The 17,124-nt window shown below is 64.0% G+C and carries 15 protein-coding genes; 13 read left to right on the forward strand and 2 right to left on the reverse strand.

What is annotated here, in order from left to right; translation table 11 throughout:
* Positions 1–24 precede the first annotated feature (24 nt).
* From OO306_RS06400 to ureG, 13 genes are all read left to right on the forward strand, one after another.
* A complete protein-coding gene (locus tag OO306_RS06400; RefSeq protein ID WP_027594754.1) occupies positions 25–1,242 on the forward strand; it encodes a fumarylacetoacetate hydrolase family protein in 1,218 nt (405 codons plus the stop codon).
* Between the two features lie 97 nt (positions 1,243–1,339).
* Positions 1,340–2,647 (forward strand): MFS transporter, encoded by a 1,308-nt coding sequence (locus tag OO306_RS06405; protein ID WP_265968157.1) that lies wholly within the window; start codon positions 1,340–1,342, stop codon positions 2,645–2,647.
* Positions 2,648–2,899: 252 nt separating this feature from the next.
* A complete protein-coding gene (locus tag OO306_RS06410) occupies positions 2,900–4,549 on the forward strand; it encodes a VRR-NUC domain-containing protein (protein WP_265968108.1) in 1,650 nt (549 codons plus the stop codon).
* Entirely contained in the window at positions 4,546–6,807 is a 2,262-nt protein-coding gene (locus tag OO306_RS06415) for an ATP-dependent DNA helicase (RefSeq protein WP_265968109.1), read from the forward strand. The genes OO306_RS06410 and OO306_RS06415 overlap by 4 nt, the downstream gene beginning before the upstream one ends.
* 260 nt (positions 6,808–7,067) lie before the next feature.
* On the forward strand, positions 7,068–7,982 hold the full coding sequence (xerC, locus tag OO306_RS06420) for a tyrosine recombinase XerC (protein WP_027594757.1): 915 nt from the start codon (positions 7,068–7,070) through the stop codon (positions 7,980–7,982).
* A 369-nt stretch (positions 7,983–8,351) separates the two neighbouring features.
* A complete protein-coding gene (locus tag OO306_RS06425; protein WP_265968111.1) occupies positions 8,352–9,185 on the forward strand; it encodes an urease accessory protein UreD in 834 nt (277 codons plus the stop codon).
* A gap of 10 nt (positions 9,186–9,195) precedes the next feature.
* Complete coding sequence (locus OO306_RS06430; RefSeq protein ID WP_027594759.1) at positions 9,196–9,498, forward strand: urease subunit gamma; 303 nt, start codon at positions 9,196–9,198, stop codon at positions 9,496–9,498.
* 19 nt (positions 9,499–9,517) lie between these two features.
* A complete protein-coding gene (locus OO306_RS06435; RefSeq protein ID WP_027594760.1) occupies positions 9,518–9,835 on the forward strand; it encodes an urease subunit beta in 318 nt (105 codons plus the stop codon).
* The gene (ureC, locus tag OO306_RS06440; protein WP_265968114.1) at positions 9,832–11,535 is read left to right on the forward strand and encodes an urease subunit alpha; all 1,704 of its coding nucleotides are present in this window, start codon (positions 9,832–9,834) and stop codon (positions 11,533–11,535) included. The genes OO306_RS06435 and ureC overlap by 4 nt, the downstream gene beginning before the upstream one ends.
* A gap of 10 nt (positions 11,536–11,545) precedes the next feature.
* A complete protein-coding gene (ureE, locus tag OO306_RS06445; protein ID WP_027594762.1) occupies positions 11,546–12,043 on the forward strand; it encodes an urease accessory protein UreE in 498 nt (165 codons plus the stop codon).
* 18 nt (positions 12,044–12,061) lie between these two features.
* Positions 12,062–12,607 carry a HupE/UreJ family protein gene (locus OO306_RS06450; RefSeq protein WP_265968115.1) on the forward strand — a complete coding sequence of 182 codons (546 nt, stop codon included), beginning with the start codon at positions 12,062–12,064 and terminating at the stop codon, positions 12,605–12,607.
* Positions 12,607–13,281, forward strand: a complete 675-nt coding sequence (locus tag OO306_RS06455; protein WP_265968116.1) for an urease accessory protein UreF — start codon at positions 12,607–12,609, stop codon at positions 13,279–13,281. Before OO306_RS06450 ends, OO306_RS06455 begins: the two co-directional genes overlap by 1 nt.
* An 11-nt stretch (positions 13,282–13,292) precedes the next feature.
* Positions 13,293–13,916, forward strand: a complete 624-nt coding sequence (ureG, locus tag OO306_RS06460) for an urease accessory protein UreG (protein WP_265968118.1) — start codon at positions 13,293–13,295, stop codon at positions 13,914–13,916.
* A gap of 138 nt (positions 13,917–14,054) precedes the next feature.
* Here the strand turns inward: ureG and OO306_RS06465 are convergent, their stop codons facing one another.
* Positions 14,055–14,780 (reverse strand): thioredoxin family protein, encoded by a 726-nt coding sequence (locus tag OO306_RS06465; protein WP_265968120.1) that lies wholly within the window; start codon positions 14,778–14,780, stop codon positions 14,055–14,057.
* 96 nt (positions 14,781–14,876) lie between these two features.
* Positions 14,877–17,078 carry an LTA synthase family protein gene (locus OO306_RS06470; RefSeq protein ID WP_265968121.1) on the reverse strand — a complete coding sequence of 734 codons (2,202 nt, stop codon included), beginning with the start codon at positions 17,076–17,078 and terminating at the stop codon, positions 14,877–14,879.
* Between the last annotated feature and the right edge of the window lie 46 nt (positions 17,079–17,124).

Consider the following 17,124-nt stretch of genomic DNA (forward strand, 5'->3'; position numbering starts at 1 on the left):
GACAATGACAACAAGGGTGCACCCATGACAGACCAATCGAATGCCAACCAGCCACTGCCGCTAAGCCACGACCTTGCCGTGTTCGACACCGGCAGTTGGGTGGGGCGCGTCTGGCTGCCGGATCAAGGCCCCGCCGTGGTGCTGGTCAAAGCCGGCGCCGTGCACGATATCAGTGCTCATGTAGCGACGGTTTCGGCCCTGCTGGAAGTGGCCGACCCGGTGGCCTACCTGCGTGCGTTGCCATTGGCCGACGCGTTGATCGAGTTGCCGGCGCTGCTGGCCAACAGCGACCCTGGTCAACGTGACGCGCGCTTGCCTTGGCTGTTGGCACCGATCGACCTGCAAGCAGTGAAGGCTGCCGGCGTCACCTTCGCCGCCAGCTTGCTGGAGCGAGTGGTGGAGGAGCAAGCCAAGGGCGACCCGGCCAAGGCCGATGCCATTCGCGACACCCTGGCCAGCCGGATCGGTGCGGACCTCTCGCAGATCATCCCGGGCTCTGCTCAGGCCGAAGCGCTGCGCAAGGTCCTGGTGGAGCAGGGCCTGTGGTCGCAATACCTGGAGGTGGGCATCGGCCCGGATGCCGAAGTCTTCACCAAGGCGCAGCCACTGTCGGCGGTCGGGCATGGTGCCGACATCGGTATCCACCCCAAGTCGAGCTGGAACAACCCGGAACCGGAAGTGGTACTGGCGGTGTCGAGCGACGGCAGCATCAAGGGCGCCATGCTCGGCAACGATGTCAACCTGCGTGACTTCGAGGGGCGCAGTGCCTTGCTGCTGTCCAAGGCCAAGGACAACAACGCTTCCACCTCGCTGGGGCCATTGCTGCGCCTGTTCGACGAAAGCTTCAGCCTGGACGATGTGCGTAACGCCGAAGTGGACCTGCGTGTCGAGGGCCAGGACGGCTTCATCCTGTCCGGCCGCAGCTCCATGCGCCAGATCAGCCGCGACCCCCAGGACCTGGTGCAGCAGACCCTCAACGAAAACCACCAGTATCCCGACGGCCTGGTGCTGTTTCTCGGTACCCTGTTCGCGCCCAAGCAGGACCGCGACCAGCCAGGCAACGGTTTTACCCACAAGCCAGGCGACCTAGTCGCCATCAGCAACGCGCAACTGGGCACCCTGTGCAACCGCGTCACCACCAGCGACCTCGCGCCGCAGTGGGGCTTCGGCCTGCGTGCGCTGATCGACAGCCTGAGCCGGCGCGGCCTGCTCGAGGCGGCGGTAACTGCGCGTCAACCTTGAGGGTTGCCGCACCAAGGATGAACGCAACAGGACCGACGGATCGCCAAGGCGCTGAAGGCGCCGCAACAATAATAATAAAGGCCACCCAATGAACCCTATGAAGAAGTATCAGCGCCTCACCGTTGTCTTCCTGCTGTTGATTGGCATCGTCAACTACCTGGACCGTAGTGCGCTGTCGATCGCCAACACCTCGATCCAGAAAGACATGATGATCAGCCCCTCGCAGATGGGCATTCTGTTGTCGGCCTTCTCCATTGCTTATGCCTTTGCCCAGTTGCCGATGGGCATGATCATCGACCGCCTGGGCAGCAAGATCGCCCTCGGCGCCTCGTTGCTGGCCTGGTCGGTGGCCCAGGCCACCTTTGGCATGGTCAGCAGCTTTGCCGGTTTCATGGGCTTGCGCGTGTTGCTGGGGATTGGCGAGGCGCCGATGTTCCCTTCGGCGGCCAAGGCCTTGTCGGAATGGTTCGATGCCAACGAACGCGGCACCCCGACCGGTATCGTCTGGTCCTCGACCTGCCTTGGCCCATGCCTGGCGCCCCCCTTGCTGACGCTGTTCATGGTCAATTTCGGCTGGCGCGGCATGTTTATCATTACCGGGTTGATCGGTGTGGTGCTGGCGGTGTGCTGGTTGAGCTTCTACAAGAGCAAGGCGCAGTACCTGGCTGAGCTCGCTGCGCAAGGTAAGCCGTTGCCTACCGAGTACAAGCAGCCGCTGCCTGCGTCCAATCCACAGGCGCCGAAGGTGTCGTACTTTGCGGGTTGGCTCGACTTGTTCAAGCACCGCAGCACTTGGGGGGCGGTACTGGGCTTCATGGGGGTGATCTACATGCTCTGGCTGCACCTGACCTGGCTGCCCGGCTACTTCGAGCGTGAGCACGGCCTGGACCTGTACAAGACTGCCTGGGTGGTTTCGCTGGCCTATGGCTTTGGCGCGGCGGGCACGATCGTCGCCGGGCGCTTCTGCGATTTGCTGGTCAAACGCGGCATGAGCATCCTTGGCAGTCGCAAATTCAGCGTGATCACTGGCCTGGTGCTGGCGGCGCTGTTCACCTTGCCGTTGTCCTTCGTCAGTGGCCTGACCGGCTGTGTGGTCCTGCTGTGCCTGGCGCTGTTCAGCATCAACATGGCCAGTGCCACTGCCTGGATGATCGTCAACACCATCGTCGACAGCCCGCGGGTGGCGTCGTTTGGCTCGATCCAGAACTTCGGCGGCTACATTGCGGGCTCCGTGGCACCGATCGTCACCGGCTTCAGCATCCAATACTCGGGCTCGTTCAACACGGCATTCATGATCAGCGCGATCGTGGCACTGTGCTCGGCGGTGGCTTACTTCCTGCTGCTGAAGGCACCGATCGGCAGTGCCAAGGCCGAGGCGGGGCCGATGGTTGGGGTGACCGAATAGCGCTGGATTGGCCCTTGTAGGAGCGGCCTTGCGTCGCGAAAGGGCTGCGTAGCGGCCCCAAATTCTCGTATTGCAACGAAGAATGCCGGGGCCGCTTTGCGGCCCTTTCGCGACGCAAGGCCGCTCCTACAACCAAGTCCCACACCCAGGCCCCGCGAACAGCCTGGCAGCGCAATTGGACCTACGGCACTTGTCAGGTGTGGGTATCTGTATGTATAACCAGTACCCACATTCACTGCCCGACCTTGCCCCGTGATCGCCCATTCTGTCGACGACCCGTTCTATTACCTGCATAACTTCCGCCAGGTGCTGCTATGGGTCGAGCAGCGCTATGACGACCTGCTCGATGACCAGGAGCTGGCGTTCATCCAGGCGTTTACGCAATTGGACGCGCCGGCGCAGGCCTTGATGGTGCGTATGGTCATGCGCAAGGGCGAGCTGTTTCGCAGTGACAAGCTGACCTATGCCGAGATCGGCGATACCGCGCTGGCCTTGCAGCCGTTGCAGGCGTTGGGTTGGGTTCGGGAGCCTGCGCATCTGGAGCTGGAGCAGCTGTTCAGCTTGCTGCGCAAGGACGAACTGGCTTCGTGCTTCGCCGCCCAATTGAGCCGGCCGCGCGCCGCCAAGCACGACTTGCTCGCACAGCTTCAACCCCTGGGGCTAACGGCCAGGCCGTTGCAGGCGTGGTTCCCCGGCAGTGACGTGCGCATTTTCCAGTGGTGCCTGCAGCCGCTGTGTGACCGCATGCGCCTGTTGTTCTTCGGCAACCTTTACCAGGACTGGTCGGACTTCGTGCTCGCCGACCTGGGCTTGCTGCGCTACGAGCACGTGCCTTTCAGCCCCGATTCCCGCGCCTTGCGCCATCGCGCCGAGGTCGATCTGGCCATGGCTTTGCACCAGTGCGCCGAGCGGCTGGAGCACGGCGATGACCCGCTGTCGATTCTGGGCGCGATGGCAGGGCTGCACAGTGACAACCCTTGGTTGGCCCGGCGCCATGCGCGCCTGCTGTTTGCCCTGGGCCAGCAATGCGAGCGCCAGGGCGACTGGGACCAGGCCATGGCTGTCTACGGCCAGTGCAGCCATGCGCAAGCACGAATCCGTCAGGTGCGTGTACTGGAACGTAGCGAACAATGGCCGCAGGCCCATGCACTGGCACAGCAGCTGGCCGCGGCCCCGGCCAATGCGCTGGAGGTGCAGGCGCTCGAACGCATGCTGCCGCGCCTGGCCCGCAAACTCGGCGGCCCGCCACAACGTCGCCAGCGTGCTGCGCCGCTGCACTTGATCGAACTTGAGCTGCCGCGTGAACACGCAGCCCTGGGTGTGGAGGAGGCTGTGCGCCAGCACTTGGCCGAGGCCGGCGGGCAGGTCCATTACGTGGAAAACACACTGTTCAACAGCTTGTTCGGTCTGCTGTGCTGGGAGGCGATCTTCGCGCCGGTATCGGGTGCCTTTTTCAACCCGTTCCAGGCTGCGCCACAAGACCTCCACGACAGCGACTTCCAGCAACGGCGCAGTGCGTTGTTCGACCGCTGCCTGGGGCGGCTCGACGAGGGTAGCCACCGCCAGGCCATTCTCGACTGCTACGCCGCCAAGCACGGCCTGCAGTCGCCGTTCGTGTTCTGGCCGATGCTCAGCGAAGCCTTGCTCGAACAGGCACTGGCTTGCCTACCGGCCGCGCACCTGAAGCAGTGCTTCCTGCGCCTGTTGCAGGACATCCGCAACAACCGCGCCGGGATGCCTGATCTGATCCAGTTCTGGCCCGAGCAGGGCGGCTACCGCATGGTCGAGGTCAAGGGGCCGGGCGACCGCCTGCAAGACAACCAATTACGCTGGCTAGAGTTCTGCCGTGCCCAAGGTTTGCCCGTTGCAGTGTGCCATGTGCGCTGGAGCGAGGCGGCGTGAGCTACAGCGTGGCGGTGCGTGCCCTGTGCGAGTTCAGTGCCAAGGTTGGCGACCTGGACTTGCGCTTCACCCCGTCGCCCACGGCCCAGGAAGGCATCGAGGGGCACCGTCGGGTAGTGGCGCGGCGTGCGGCTGATTACGAGTCGGAAGTGGCCCTTGAGGGGCAGTTTGAAAGCCTGCGGGTGCGAGGCCGGGCCGACGGTTACGACCCCAATTGCAACCGCTTGGAAGAGATAAAGACCTACCGCGGCGACCTTGCGCGCCAGCCGGCCAACCATCGCCAGCTGCACTGGGCCCAGGCCAAGGTCTACGCCTGGTTGATGTGCCAAGCGCGGCAATTGCCGGCCATCGAAGTGGCCCTGGTGTACCTGGACGTGGACAGCGACGGCCAGACGCTGATCAGCGAGCACCACACGGCTGCCGCGCTGCAAGCGTTCTTCGAAACCCAGTGCCGCTGCTTTCTGGCTTGGGCGCAGCGTCAGCAAGGCCGACTGGCCGAGCGTAACCGCGATCTGCAGGCGCTGGGGTTTCCCTATGCGCAATTCCGCCAGGGCCAGCGGCAACTGGCCGAGACCCTGTACAAGGCCGTCAGCACCGGCCGATGCCTGATGGCTCAGGCCAGTACCGGTATCGGCAAGACCCTGGGCACCTTGTTCCCGTTGCTCAAGGCGATGGTGCCGCAGCAGCTCGACAAAGTGTTCTTTCTGACGGCCAAGACGCCGGGCCGGGCGCTGGCCCTCGATGCCATGCGCCAGATCACCGATGCCACGCCGCAACCGGCCTTGCGCACCTTGGAGCTGATCGCCCGCGACAAGGCCTGCGAGTACCCCGACAAAGCCTGCCATGGCGAGTCCTGCCCGTTGGCGCAAGGCTTCTACGACCGCCTGCCCGCCGCGCGCGAGGCTGCAGCAGCGGTGCCGTTGCTGGACCGTGCCAGCCTGCGCGAGGTGGCCTTGGCGCATCAGGTTTGCCCTTATTACCTGGGCCAGGAAATGGCCCGCTGGGTCGACCTGGTGGTGGCCGACTACAACTATTACTTCGATGCCCATGCCTTGCTGTTCGGCTTGGCCCAGGCTAACCAATGGCGGGTGGCGGTGCTGGTAGACGAAGCGCACAACCTGGTCGAGCGCGGTCGCGGCATGTACAGCGCCAGCCTCGAGCAAGGCCAGTTGCTCGCCTTGCGCCAGAGCAAACCGCAAGGGCTCACCCATGCGCTGGACCGCCTCAACCGGCAGTGGAACGCGTTGTACAAAGAGCAGCGTGCACCGTATCAGGCCAGCGAGCAGTTGCCGGAGGCCTTCATACGCGCCCTGCAACAGTGCATCGGGCTGATCCAGGAGCGCTTGAATCAGGCGCCAGCCGAGGTAGATGTGCAGGTGCTGCAGTTCTTCTACCAGGCGTTGCAGTTTAGCCGGGTGGCTGAATTGTTCGACGAGCATTTCATCTTCGACATCAGCCAGCGCGAAGGCCAGCGCAAGCGGCGCTTGGCCACCCTGTGCCTGCGCAATGTCACCCCGGCGCGGCTGCTGGCCCCACGCATGCAGGCGGCGCGCAGTGTGACGCTGTTTTCCGCCACGCTGAGCCCTCGGCATTTCTACAGCGACTTGCTCGGCATGCCGGCCGACACGGCCTGGTTGGAAGTGGCAGCGCCGTTTCGCGCCGAACAACTCGAAGTACGCATCGCCAGCCAGGTCTCGACCCGTTACCGAGAACGCCAGGCTTCGCTGGCGCCAATCGTCGCGCTGATCGCCGAGCAGTACCAGCGCATGCCCGGTAACTACCTGGCCTTTTTCAGCAGTTTCGAATACCTGCAGCAGGTGGCCGGCTTGTTGGCAGAGCAGCATGCAGACATCCCCCTGTGGGCGCAGGCGGCAGGCATGGATGAAGAGGCGCGTCAGGCATTTCTCGATCGCTTCGTGGCGGATGGCTGCGGGGTGGGTTTTGCGGTGCTGGGGGGCGCGTTCGGGGAAGGGGTCGATTTACCCGGCACGCGCTTGATCGGGGCGTTTGTCGCGACCCTCGGGCTGCCCCAGGTCAACCCTGTCAACGAGCAGTTCAAGCAGCGCCTGGGGCGCCAGTTTGGCGCAGGCTTTGATTACGCCTACCTCTACCCAGGCGTGCGCAAGGTCATTCAGGCGGCGGGCAGGGTCATTCGGGGGGATCAGGACCAAGGCGTGTTGGTGCTGATCGACGAACGCTTTGCCGAACCACGGGTTCAGCAGATGTTTCCCAGTTGGTGGCGGTCGGGCGGTGCGTGACGCTTGCCGCTGCCCTTGGCGCCGTTCACCGCTGGTCAAACTGTGGACGGGTAGGCGGGCTTGGGTTCGTTATGCGGGCGTCAGTTGGGGTAACATTACCCTCCGCGCCGTCTTCAAACCCCTTGAATATCAAGGTGATGGCACTGCTCCAAGCCCGAATGGCCATGCGTTGTCATTTGGGCTTGCTTTCATGTCGAATAGACTCGCTTCACGCTTTGGCTGCCCCCGTACCGGTCAAGCGTCGCTACAGGATTCACGTTGTGACCGATCTCTCGAAGAACCCGCTGCTGCAGTACATGGCCCGCCTGGCGCCGTCGAGCCAGCAAACCATGCGCTACATCCTTCAGGACGCGGCCGACCGGCTGGGTTTCGTCGACTGCAACCTTGTCGATGTACCGTGGCACTTGCTTGAACCTGGGCATGTGATCGGCTTGGTAGCGGCATTGCGCGAGGATGGTTACGCCCCTAACAGTTCGTCGCTGTATGTGAATGCGGTGCGTGGGGTGATGAACGAGGCATGGCGCCAGGGCCTGATCGATCATGAGCAGCTGTTGAGGATCCGCGAGGTCAAGCCGGCGACCGGTAGCCGCCTGCCACCGGGGCGCAACCTGCGGCGCAGCCTGATCCGTGAGTTGATGGACGTGTGCGCGGCCGACCCTCGGCCGCAAGGTGTGCGCGACGCGGCGATCATTGCCTTGCTGTACGGCACCGGCATGCGCAAGTCGGAGTCGGTCGACATCGACCTGGACCAGGTCGACTTCGATGCTCGCAGCCTGCAGGTACTGGGCAAGGGCAACCGGCAGTTGATCAAGTATGCGCCGCCTTGGGCGTTCGAAAAGCTGCAGGCGTGGCTAGACCTGCGTCGCAACGATTTGCCGGAGGGGGCAGCGGACGACCCGTTCCTGTTCAACCGTATTCGCCGGGGTAACCACATTACCCGCGCCCGCATCACCAAGCATGCGATCTACTACATTGCGCGCCAACGCGGTGCCCAGGTGGGTGTGAAGATCATGCCCCATGATTTTCGCCGTGCATTCATCACCCGGGTTATTGAAGAGCACGACCTGTCGATTGCCCAGAAGCTCGCGCACCATGCCAATATCCAGACCACTGCCAGTTACGACCGCCGGGATGACAACGAACGGCGGCGGGCGGTAGACCGCTTCGATTACTGAAGCCTCACTGCATAGCTGTCTGTAGGAGCAGCCTTGTGCTGCGAAGAGGTCGGTGTAAGCACCTGCAATCTCCACTGCTTGCACCGGCCTCTTCGCAGCACAAGGCTGCTCCTACAAAAAACAAAGCTCATTACATTCCGGCACCGAAACAGGGCCTTCGCGCGCCCTCGCTTTGTGCGCGCCACCCCTGTGTGCCCGATGCCAGAGCGGTCGCGCTGTCGATTTCATTTTTGTTCACCTGCGTAGTTGGCCCGCAACCTGCTATATCCAGCCTGAGAATTTGATCGAGTGGTCAGGCTGGCAGCCCTCAAGCGCCGCCTGCCTGGCCCTCTAAACGGCCACCAGGCCACGGATATCAGGGGCCGCAGGATGTCGCTCGCGGAGCAGATCGAACAACAACAAGACGATGCAGGCTGGAGCGCCTTCCTGCAGTTGCGCTTTACCCAGCGCGACGGTGTGACCCGCCTTGGTGCGCGGCGGCATTTTGGACCTCTTTTGGTGCAGCGGCCTTTCTATCCCGAGGGCGCGCCGTGCCATGTCTATGTGCTGCATCCGCCCGGCGGCATCGTTGCCGGTGACCGGCTGGAACTCGACATCCACCTTGAACCTGGCAGCCACGCCTTGCTGACCATGCCCGGCGCGAGCAAGTTCTACCGCAGCATCGGCCCCACCGCACGGCTGGCCCAGCGTTTTCACCTGGCCGCGGACAGCACCCTGGAATGGCTGCCTCAAGACAGCATTTTCTTCGCCGGTGCCCGTGCCAGCCTCGACAGCCGCTTCACCCTGGCGCCAGGCGCCCGGTTGCTGGCCTGGGAAACCCTGTGCCTGGGCCGCCCGGTGATGAATGAGCGCTTCGATCACGGCGCCCTCGTCAGCCGCTTGCACATCGAAATGCCCGATGACCCAGGCCTGTACGAGCGCCTGCGCATCGAAGGCGGGCAATTAGGCAAGCTCGGTGGGCATCCCTTGGTTGCCACCTTTTGCGCCGCCCCGGCGGACCCTGCGCTGCTGGAGCACGTCCGGGCCTTGCTCGATGAGCTGGACAACCCCGCTGGCGCCACCCTGATCGGCTCGCTGCTGGTCATCCGCCTGCTCGACCACGACAACCAACACCTGCAACACACCTTGCAACGCCTCTGGCATGCCTTGCGCCCGGCCGTCCTCGGCCTGCCGGCATGCCCGCCGCGTATCTGGGCTACCTGAGAGAAGCGCCATGGAGCTGACCCCAAGAGAGAAAGACAAACTGCTGCTGTTCACCGCCGCGTTGCTGGCGGAGCGGCGCCTGGCCCGCGGCCTGAAACTCAACTACCCGGAAGCGGTGGCGCTGATCAGTGCCGCCGTGCTCGAGGGCGCCCGGGATGGCCGCACGGTGGCCGAGCTGATGAGCCTGGGCCGTGAAGTGTTGAGCCATGAGCAAGTTATGCCTGGCGTCGCTGAAATGATCCACGACGTGCAGGTCGAGGCGACCTTCCCCGATGGCACCAAGCTGGTGACCGTGCATGACCCCATCGTCTGATACAGCCCAGGAGCCCAGCATGATCCCAGGTGAAATCCAGGTCGCCGGCGGCGACATCGAGCTTAATAGCGGCCGCGCGACGGTGAGCGTCAGCGTGGCCAACCACGGCGACCGGCCCGTGCAGGTCGGCTCGCACTACCACTTCTACGAGGTCAACGACGCACTGGTGTTCGAGCGTGCGCCTACCCTAGGCTTTCGCCTGGACATTCCAGCCGGCACCGCCGTGCGCTTCGAGCCGGGCCAGGCACGCACCGTGCAACTGGTTGCCTATGCCGGCAAGCGCGAGGTCTATGGCTTCCAGGGCAAGGTGATGGGCGCACTGGAGGGCAGGGCATGAGCCGTATTTCCCGCCAGGCCTATGCCGACATGTTCGGCCCCACCGTGGGCGACCGCGTGCGCCTGGCCGATACCGCGCTGTGGGTGGAGGTCGAGAAAGACTTCACCGTGTATGGCGAAGAGGTCAAGTTCGGCGGTGGCAAGGTCATCCGCGATGGCATGGGGCAAGGCCAGATGCTGGCGGCCATAGCCATGGACCTGGTGCTGACCAACGCGTTGATCATCGATCACTGGGGTATCGTCAAGGCAGACATCGGCGTCAAGCACGGCCGCATCGCTGCCATTGGCAAGGCCGGCAACCCCGATGTGCAACCAGGGGTCACCGTGCCAGTCGGCCCAGGCACCGAGGTGATCGCTGCAGAAGGCAAGATCGTCACCGCTGGCGGCATCGACTCGCACATCCACTTCATCTGCCCGCAGCAGGTGGAGGAGGCCCTTACCAGCGGCGTCACCACCTTCATCGGTGGCGGCACGGGGCCGGCCACCGGTACCAACGCCACCACCTGCACCCCTGGCCCATGGTACCTGGCGCGCATGCTCCAGGCCGCCGACAGCCTGCCCATCAATATCGGCCTGCTGGGCAAAGGCAATGCGTCGCGCCCCGAGGCATTGCGCGAGCAGATCGCGGCAGGCGCCGTCGGCCTGAAACTGCACGAGGACTGGGGTTCGACCCCGGCAGCCATCGACTGTTGCCTGGGCGTGGCCGAGGAAATGGACATCCAGGTGGCGATCCACACCGACACCCTCAACGAGTCCGGTTGTATCGAAGACACCCTAGCGGCCATTGGCGACCGCACCATCCACACCTTCCATACCGAGGGCGCGGGCGGTGGCCATGCGCCGGACATCATCCGCGCCGCAGGGCAAGCCAACGTGCTGCCGTCCTCGACCAACCCGACCTTGCCGTACACCGTCAACACCGTTGACGAGCACTTGGACATGCTCATGGTCTGCCACCACCTGGACCCGAGCATCGCCGAGGACGTGGCGTTCGCCGAGTCGCGCATCCGCCGCGAGACCATCGCTGCCGAGGACATCCTGCACGACATGGGCGCCTTCGCCATGACCTCGTCCGACTCCCAGGCCATGGGCCGCGTAGGGGAAGTGGTACTGCGCACCTGGCAGGTGGCGCACCAGATGAAGCTGCGCCGTGGGCCTCTGGCGCCGGACAACAGCTACAGCGACAACTTCCGGGTCAAGCGCTACATCGCCAAGTACACGCTCAACCCAGCGTTGACCCACGGCATTGCACATGAAGTGGGTTCAGTGGAGGTGGGCAAGTTGGCTGACCTGGTGCTGTGGGCCCCGGCCTTTTTTGCGGTCAAGCCCGCCTTGGTGATCAAGGGCGGGATGATCGTCACCGCGCCCATGGGTGATATCAATGGCTCGATCCCGACGCCGCAACCCGTGCACTACCGGCCGATGTTCGGCGCCCTGGGCGCGGCGCGGCACGCCACGCGGATGACCTTTCTGCCGCAGGCCGCCATGGACAGCGGCCTGGCCGAATCACTCAACCTGCGCAGCCTGATCGGTGTGGCCCACGGCTGCCGACGGGTGCGCAAGGCCGACATGGTCCACAACACCTTGCAGCCGGTCATCGAAGTCGATGCGCAGACCTACCAGGTGCGTGCCGACGGCGAGTTGCTGGTGTGCGAACCGGCCAGCGAACTGCCGCTGGCCCAGCGTTACTTCCTGTTCTGAAGGAGCACAGATGATAGTCCTGACTCGCCGGGTCACCGAACCCGGCTCGCTTGCCGAAACCGGCACCGTCACCCTGGATGTGGACAGCCGAATCAAGAGCCGCCTGCGGGTAACCCTCGACGACGGCCGCGACGCCGGGCTGATGCTCGCGCGCGGCCACCTGCTGCGCGGCGGTGAACTGCTGGCCGATGCCGATGGCAGCCAGGTCATTCGCGTGCTGGCCGCCCCAGAAACGGTTTCGACGGTACGTTGCGCCGACCCCCACTTGCTGGCACGGGCCGCCTACCACCTGGGCAACCGTCATGTGCCGCTGCAGATCGAACCTGGCCTGCTGCGTTACCAGCACGACTATGTGCTGGACGACATGCTGCGAGGCCTGGGCTTGACGGTGGAAACCGAACAGGCGCCGTTCGAACCCGAGGCGGGCGCCTACCAGAGCGCGCCGCACAGCCATAGCCACAGCCATGGCAACGACCACCCGTTCGTGCGCCTGCCTGCCCATTCCTGAACTGCCCTGGAGCCACTGATGAAAAAGACGTTCGCCCTGTTTCTGCTGATGCTGGCGGTGCCGGCCTTCGCCCACCCCGGCCACGACAGCAACCCGTTGCAGGACGGCCTGCTGCACCCGCTGACCGGCCTGGACCACTTGCTGATGCTGCTGGGCACTGGCGTGCTCGCTGCGCTGACCCGACGCAACCTGACCTTGCCCTTGGCAACCCTGGCGGCGATGTTTGGTGGCGCGGTGTGCGGCCATCTTTTTGGGGATGTGTTGGGCATGGAAACGATGATCAGCGTGTCGTTGCTGGTCGCCGCCGGAGCCCTGTTGCTGCCTAGCCGCCAGCTGTTGCTGGCGCTGGCCATGCCGGTGTTCGCCCTGTTTCACGGCTGGGCGCATGGCGTTGAAGCCACGCCCAGCGCGTTCTGGCAATTCAGTGCTGGCTTCGTGACCGTCAGCGGCCTGCTGCTGGTGGCCGGGTTCGCGGTGGGTTGCTTGCTGCGCCGCCGCAGCGGCCTGCAAAAAGCCTTCGGTGGTGGCCTGTTGGCCGGCGCCGCACTGGTCCTGGCCGGTTGATGGACAGCGACCTGGCGCTGTTGCGCTTGCTGCAACTGGCCAGCCCGGGTTTGCCGGTGGGTGGGTTCACCTACTCGCAAGGCTTGGAATGGGCCGTCGAAGCGGGTTGGGTGAAGGATATCGCCAGCTTCAGCGCCTGGCAGCGCGAGCAGTTGCACGACACCCTGGGCTGCGTCGACTGGCCCGTGCTGGCACGCCTGTATCAGGCCTGCCTGGCCACGGATGCCCAAGCATTCAGCCAATGGAGCCGCTTTCTGCTGGCCAACCGGGAAACCGCGGAGTTGCGCCTGGAAGAACAACAGCGTGGCTCGGCGCTGGCACGCCTGCTCGATGGCTGGCAATTGGGGCAGGACCCCGCCTGGCGGGCCAGCCTTGAACTCAGCCAACTGGGCGGTATGGCCTGGCTCGGCGCCTACTGGTCGATCCCGCTGCGTCAGTTGGCGCTGGGCATTGGCTTCGCCTGGCTCGAAGGCGCAGTGATGGCCGGGGTCAAGCTGGTGCCGTTCGGCCAGCAGGCGGCGCAAACCTTGCTGCGCGACCTTGGCCAGGACTTACCCGCCGTACTCGACCAGGCGCTGGCCCTGGGCGATGACCAGCTCGGTGGCGGCCTGCCATTGCTGGCGATTGCTTCATCGCGACATGAAACCCAATACACCCGTTTGTTCCGCTCCTGAGGACTGCCTTCATGCAAAGCTATCAACAACCCCTGCGCGTCGGTGTCGGCGGCCCGGTCGGTTCCGGCAAGACCGCGCTGCTCGAAGCCCTGTGCAAGGCCATGCGCGATCATTATCAGATCGCCGTGGTGACCAACGACATCTACACCAAAGAGGACCAACGCATCCTCACCGAGGCCGGTGCACTGGAGCCTGAGCGCATTGTCGGCGTGGAAACCGGCGGCTGCCCACACACGGCGATCCGCGAAGACGCCTCGATGAACCTGGCGGCGGTGGAGGCCTTGGCGCGCAAGTTCGGTAACCTTGAGGTTATCTTCGTGGAGAGCGGTGGTGACAACCTCAGCGCCACTTTCAGCCCTGAACTGGCCGACCTGACCATCTACGTCATCGATGTTGCCGAGGGTGAGAAGATCCCGCGCAAGGGCGGACCGGGGATTACCAAGTCCGACTTCCTGGTGATCAACAAGACCGACCTAGCGCCTTACGTCGGTGCATCGTTGGAGGTGATGGAGCGCGACACCCAGCGCATGCGCCCACAGCGGCCATGGACATTCAGTAACCTGAAAAAGGGCGAAGGGTTGCAGGCGGTGATCGATTTCATCGTTGAAGGCGGGATGCTTGGCGTGCGCGGCTAGCCCGCATGCAATACGCGTGTAGGAGCAGCCTTGTGCTGCGAAGAGGCCGGTGAAAGCAGCAAACATTTACTGTGTAGCCGCCGGCCTCTTCGCAGCACAAGGCTGCTCCTACAGCGCAACATTTAGGGCAGGCTTGCATCAGTCATGGTAACAATGCGCCTTGCCGGTCTGCCCTTCATAGCGGTCATGGTGCCGCACCCAGTCCATGGTCCCGACCTCGTTACGCCCCAACGGCGCAATGTCGAGGAAGTTGTAGGTATTGACCAGAATGTCCAGCCCGCGGGCATAGGTTGAGTACGTGTGGTACACGCCGCCGTCCGCGTCAAGGTAGAACGCACTCAACCCCGGCAACTCGCTTTCGCTGCCTTCATAAGGCTCATAGTTGTACTGCCGAGGCCCATCGCTACCCACGCTGACGCCAAAGTCTTCATTGAACCCGCTACCTGCGGACGAGTACCAGGGAAACTGCCAGCCCATGCGCTGGCGAAATGCCTGGAACTCGGCGTAGGGCGCCCGGGAGACGGCCACCAGCGATACATCGTGGTGCGCCAGGTGCAGGTTCGCGCCGTCAAAATGGTCAGCTAGGAAAGAGCAGCCTGGGCAACCTTCACACCAACCCTCGGCGAACATGAAATGATAGAGCAACAGCTGGCTGCGCCCGGCGAACAGTTGGGCCAGGCTCAGTTCGCCCTCCGGCCCTTGGAATCGATAGGTTTGTTCGACCTTCACCCAGGGCAAAGCGCGACGTGCTGCAGCCAGCTCGTCGCGTTGATGGGTGAAGGCTTTTTCGTGCAACCACAGCTGCCGGCGTGCTGCCAGCCACTGGCTGCGGGAGACCACCTCATGCCTGTTTTCACTGCTCATGGTGCTGACTCCAGGGTAGGGATTCAGCACTGGTCGAGCGGGGCAGGGCCAGATCGACAGGCATCGAAGGTGGTGCGATGAACGGTGGGCTTGGCGTCAGCCCGAATGGGCGATAGGGTCGTCGGTCAGTTCATCCGGCACGTCGCTTTCCCCAGGTAATGCGGTAATAACACTGAAGTCGCTGACTTCGACCGCACCGCCGCCATACCCCAGCAGGTGGAAGGAAAACGCCTTGCGCTCGGTCGGGTTGTCAAAGCTGAACTCCATCTCTAGTGGCTGATCCGCCGTCACGCGGATTTCTTCTGGCAGCCCCAATGGCACATCTTGTTCCAGTTGCTTGGCCTTGAGCTGAATGTAGGCCGCACGACGCGGGTCCAGCGAGCGCACCTTGACCCGTACACGGGTGTGCGAGCCGCCGGGCATCTCCAGGTACTGCGCACCGATCAGGTTGTCGGCCCAGTCATCGTGAATACGCTTGCGCAACTTTATCGGTGATGGGCCGCCGAACTGGTAGCGCAGGTTGAGCGGCGTTTGCAGCAGCGACTGGTCGAGGGTGCCGGCCAGGGTAACGACCTGCTGGCCGAGCATGTCGTCACCGGTGCCGAGGTAGCGCGCCTGGTCGGCGATGAAACCTTCGCTGGCATAGCGTCGGCAGCGCTGCTGGAAGTCGCATTCGGTGAACACGCCTTGGCCGTTGTGGTAACGCAGCATGCCGTTGGTGTAGGAGATCATCTCGCGGCCAGTGTCGTAATCGCGGTACAGCGAGCGGCCACCCAGTGCGACGGGGATCGGCAAGGCGAAGTAGTCGAGCAGCGACGTGGTCAGGTCGATATGGCCATAAGTGCCGCGCTTGATAGTGGGTAGCTCCGCCTGCTCCGGCGCCAGGGTGAGGTTGAAACCCCACGAGGATGCCAGGCGCACGCCGTCTATGCCGTGGGACTCGTCGGAGGTGACTACCACCAGGGTGTCCTTGAGCACACCCTGGCGTTCGAGGCTATCGAGAAACGCGCCGATTGCATCATCCAGGTAGGCGACGGCAGCCTGCTTGGGCGTGTCGTAGCGCTCGAGGTAAGCCGCCGGTGCCGAATATGGCTGGTGAGTGCCCACGGTCAGCAAGGTCAGCATCCAAGGTTTGTCTTGTTTCCTCAGCTGGCCGACATAGTCCAGGGCACCTTCGAAGAAAGCGCGGTCGTCCTTGCCCCAAGGGAATTCCAGGTAGTTCTTGTTGCGGAACCACTCCAGGCCATGCACCGAATCGAAACCGATGTGCGGCATGATGCGGTCCTTGGCCATGAAGCGCAGCCCAGCACCCTGTAGGTAGTGGGTGGTGAACCCGGCCTGGCGCAACTGTGCCGGCAGGCAGGCCTGGTTACGGTCGTTCTGGGTCAGCAGTTCGACGCCCTTAGGCGTGCCGTTGGCCAGCTTGTCGTAATCACCGCACAGCATCGAGTACAGGCCACGGATGGTCTGGTGGGTGTGCAGCACATAATCCGGGGTGTTCATGCCGCGCTCGGCCCAACGGCTGAGCTTTGGCATCAGGTCTTCGTCGAAGCGGCTGTGCAGGGCCTGGCGGTTGGGGCGAATGTAGGCCCCGGGGATGCCTTCGACGGTGATGACCAACAGGTTGCGTGCACTGCCCGGTGCCTTGAGCAGCTTCTGGCCATGCAGGTCGGACTGGGTCAGGCCACTGCTGGGCAAGGGCGTGACCCCCTGTTCCTGGCCGGCCCAGCCCAGGGCCTGGCGCTGCAGGCTACCGACGCCGGCCGACAGCAACTGATGGGAGAGGTTGTACTGCCGCCACTGCTCGGCATCGGAAGGCGCCAGGTGTTGGCTGCCCCAGTGCGCGCCAAACAGCAGCAGCGTAACTGCCCAGGCCTTGCGGGGCAGGGGGGCGACACGTTGGCCGCGGCTGCTCCAGACGCTGAGCAACCAGCCCAGCAGGCCGGCCGCCAAAAGCCAGGGCAACCAGCCATGCGCGAGGCCGCCGCCGGTTGAGTTCTCCATGAATTGGGAGTCGGTCAGGTAGCCGAGGTCGGCGCTGGTGGGCAGCCTGCCCACCGCGCTCACCAGCTCGGCCGACGCCACCCAGAGCGCCGCCCAGGCCAGCAAAACCGGCAACGCCAGCCACCACGGCCGGCGGTGCAGCAGCAAGACCAGCAGGCTGCCGAGGGCCAGGTCGGACAGATAACCGAGCGGGTTGGACCAACCCAGCATGGCGCGCGTACCCAGTGGGATCACCAGCACCAGGCCCGCCAAAGCGACGAGCCGGGTGCGTGGGTGGTCGAACAGGTTCTTCACAGAAAACTTCCCTTTTGCCATTAAATCGTCATGCAACTGTGCTGAA

Source organism: Pseudomonas sp. DCB_AW (assembly GCF_026240895.1).
Taxonomy (GTDB): domain Bacteria; phylum Pseudomonadota; class Gammaproteobacteria; order Pseudomonadales; family Pseudomonadaceae; genus Aquipseudomonas; species Aquipseudomonas kermanshahensis.